Source organism: Streptomyces sp. NPDC058231 (genome assembly GCF_042882275.1).
In the GTDB taxonomy this organism is placed as follows: Bacteria; Actinomycetota; Actinomycetes; order Streptomycetales; family Streptomycetaceae; genus Streptomyces.
In genome coordinates this window covers 1-3,347 of sequence record NZ_JBHVWN010000150.1, presented here as the reverse complement: position 1 = coordinate 3,347, position 3,347 = coordinate 1, and the positions used below count along the sequence as shown (strand labels likewise).

Below are 3,347 nucleotides of genomic sequence, written 5' to 3'. Positions count from 1 at the left end.
CGCGATCTCCCACAGCCCGTCCGGAACAATCCAACTCCACGTATCCCGCCCCATATACAGCCCAACGAGCGATCACCACATAGGACACCGTCTAACTTCGCTGAGACAGGAGTGCGCCACGAAGTACCACGTAATCGAGTGGAGGTGAAAGGCCGACACTGCCGGGCCGTCGCAGCGGTCCGGTGAAGCTGGGGGCAGCCTGATCCGGGGAACGCCGGGGAGGGTGGCAAGCGGCCCCGACAACGGCGGGACGTGCCGGGACTACCGGACGGTACGGGTCCGTCTAGCGAGGTCAGAAGGTGTAGCGAGAGCGAACCAGTGGTTGAAGTTCCGTAAGCAGTGAGCCGGCTCAAACCTGGTGGATACGGGCCGGTATGCAGCGCGTGACCTGCTCGTCCTCGGACGGGTGGATCAACTCCGAAGCCGGATTTCCTGTTCCGGTGGGGAGGCCACGTTGAAAGCCTGCGTCCGGCCGGGCCATCGCACGCCGGTTGGGCCGGTTCGGCGATCCCGGTGTGGCGATCTCGCCACGAAGAGGGCGCCGGGCAGTTTCGCTCGCCTTCGAGACACCGACCGCCCCTCGACGCTGCTTCGCCAAAGAAGTTAGTCGTCGCAGCTCAGCGCCTCATGCGAAGTGCCGGCGGTGAAGTCCCCTGATGGCCGCGATCTCCGCTGTGCTGCCGTCACGGAGCCTCCAGAGTTCTTCAGCGGATCTCCGGCGCGACCGCTAGGTGTTGCGGGTCAGGACGTTGGTGACGGCGCATAGTGGTGGGCAAGGTTGGTGGCGAGGTCGCTGAGGTGAGCCCTGGCTTCGGTGGGGCCGTGCACAGTGATGGCGCTCCCGAACGGCAGTAGTGCTCGCACGTCCTCCAGATGCAGGAAGCGGATCATTACCTTGTGGCCGGTGGCGGATTCTTCATGGTCGTCCCGGACGAGTCGTTGGCCAAAGATCCGTTGCGCTCGCTCGATCTGGGTCTGGTCGATGGTGGCGCTGACCTCTATCGCGTGGCTGTGTTCCCACTGATCAATGAGCGCTGCAGCGACGGTGGCCAGGGTCTGGCTCTCGCGGATCCATCGTGGCTGGTCGACTTCTTTCCACGTCGTGATCCGTTCGAGTCGGTACATCCGTGGCACTCGGGCACAGTCGGCGACGAGGTACCAGATGCCGGCCTTGGCGAACAGCCCGTAGGGATCCACGACCAGGTCGCGTGGGCATGACTCGCGTGGGCTGTCGTACTCGATCCGTAGCCGGCGACCGCGCCGCACTGCGCCAATCAGCGAAGCCGGAGTCGTGCCGGACGTATGCGCCTGGAGCCAGGGACGGCTGTCCACGTGCACCACGTCGGTGAGCGGCAGGCGCTCATGAACTCGACGTGACTGTGTAGCGCCGATCTTGGAGAGCGCGCGCCGGCTTTCGACCGATGCGTTGAGCTCCGCGCGTTGCTTCTCGTCCAGCCCAGTGAGCGACAGATGATCACGCTCGCCCGGCGTGAGTCGCGTGAGATCGAGCCCGGACCCGGGCAACATGGTCACGCCTCCGAGGCGGCCCCGTTGCGCGGTCACCGGCAGACCAGCGTCGCGGAGCCAGTTCAGGTCCCGGGTGATGGTTCGAAGGGACACCCCGAGCGCCGAGGCGAGTTCCTGTGTGGTCACGGCATCCCTTGAGGCGAGGAGCAGCATCAGGGAGAAGAAGCGGTCTGGGGTCACACACCAAGTTTTTCAAGAATTACGACACGATGCGGCGCAAATCCCGGTCAGGCTGATGGATGCGTACCAACGACCTGCGAGAAGGAACAACCATGACCACATCCGTCCTGTCCATCGTCTACGTGAACGACGCTCCCGCCGCAGCTCGTTTCTACGGCGACCTCCTCGGCATGACCCCCTCGTTCGAGACTCCGGGATACATCACCTTCGACCTCGGGCCCGGCGCTGACCTCGCTCTGTGGTCCGGCCAGTTCGAGGATCTGTCACCGGACATCCCGCGCACCAGTGAGGTGTGCCTGGCCATCCACGGGGGTGGGCCCGACGAGGTCGATGCGATCTTCAAGCAGTGGCAATCCAAGGGCGTCACGATCCTGCGCGAGCCTCATGATCTGGGGTTCGGGCTGACCTTCCTCGCAGCCGATCCTGACGGGAACCGTATCCGCGTGGCACCGCGGGACTGAAAGGCCGCAATGCGGCAGGCGCGCACGATTGGTGTCGCGCCTGCCGTCGTCTGACTTCGAGAGGACGACGAGTGACCCACGCGAATGCGCCCTTGAGCGTCGAGGGCCGTAGACGGCTCGTGAAGCGGTGCCAGACACGTCCCATCGCCCACGTCGCCGCTGAGATGGGCATCTCTCGCGCATGCGCCAGCAAGTGGGTAAATCGCTGGCGGCTACACGGTGATGCGGGATTACAAGACCGGCCGTCGAGTCCGCACCGGAGTCCGAACGCGACTCCAGCATGGGTCATCGAGCAGATCGAGTCCTGGCGCCGCGAGCGCAAGTGGTCCGCGCAACGGATCAGCGACGCACTTGTGAGTATCGGTTTTGTGATCAACCGGCGAACCGTCAGCCGAAACCTGGCCCGGCTCGGCCTCGGCAAACGCCGCTTCATCGACCCAGGCGGTGAGAACAACCGGAAGCCGGGGAAGATCACCGCCCGCTGGCCCGGACACATGGTGCACCTGGATGTGAAGAAGGTCGGCCGGATCCCTGATGGCGGCGGGTGGCGGTCCACGGCCGGGACAGCGATCAGGCCAAGGTCGCTAGTCGGGCGAAGTCGGCCGGGGTGAAGCGTGGCTACGTCTACCTGCACTCCGTCGTCGACGGTTTCTCACGGCTCGCTTACACAGAACCGCTGGGGATGAGAAGGGCGCGACGGCTGCTGCTTTCCTCGCCCGGGCGAAGGTCTGGTTCGCCGCCCACGGCATCAACCACATCCACCGGGTCGTCACCGACAATGGCGCTTGCTACCGCTCCGGCGACTTCGCCCGCATCGTCGGGCAAGGCACCCGACATCAGAGAACCAAGCCATACACACCTCAGCACAACGGGAAAGTGGAGCGCTACCAGCGCATCATGGCCGAGGAAGTCCTCTACGCCCGCGAGTTCACCAGCGAGGACGCCCGGTCAGCCGCGATCGCAGTGTGGAACATCCACTACAACTACCACCGGCCGCATAGTGCTGCCGCCGGAAAGCCGCCAGCAGCACGCCTCCGCGAGAGCGTCACCAACGTCGAGCCCTCATACAGCTAGGCCCTGTCACTGGGCTTGATCCGCTTTGGCGGACATTCGAGATCTGGGGTTCAGCCCCGGGAGGATGTCCATCATGGAGAGCATGGGGAAGAAGAAGCCTCGCCG

Annotated in this window: 2 protein-coding genes and 1 pseudogene; 2 read left to right on the top strand and 1 reads right to left on the bottom strand. The window is 64.8% G+C overall.

The window, feature by feature from the left end; all coding sequences use genetic code 11:
• Window positions 1-741: 741 nt before the first annotated feature.
• Window positions 742-1,707, bottom strand: a complete 966-nt coding sequence (locus ACFVXE_RS38825) for a helix-turn-helix transcriptional regulator (protein ID WP_389678478.1) — start codon at window positions 1,705-1,707, stop codon at window positions 742-744.
• A gap of 92 nt (window positions 1,708-1,799) precedes the next feature.
• Between ACFVXE_RS38825 and ACFVXE_RS38820 the strand changes: the two genes are divergently transcribed.
• Both ACFVXE_RS38820 and ACFVXE_RS38815 read left to right on the top strand, forming a co-directional pair.
• On the top strand, window positions 1,800-2,168 hold the full coding sequence (locus tag ACFVXE_RS38820) for a VOC family protein (protein WP_389678477.1): 369 nt from the start codon (window positions 1,800-1,802) through the stop codon (window positions 2,166-2,168).
• A gap of 71 nt (window positions 2,169-2,239) precedes the next feature.
• A pseudogene (locus ACFVXE_RS38815) lies at window positions 2,240-3,242 on the top strand (IS481 family transposase).
• The last annotated feature ends 105 nt before the right edge of the window (window positions 3,243-3,347 follow it).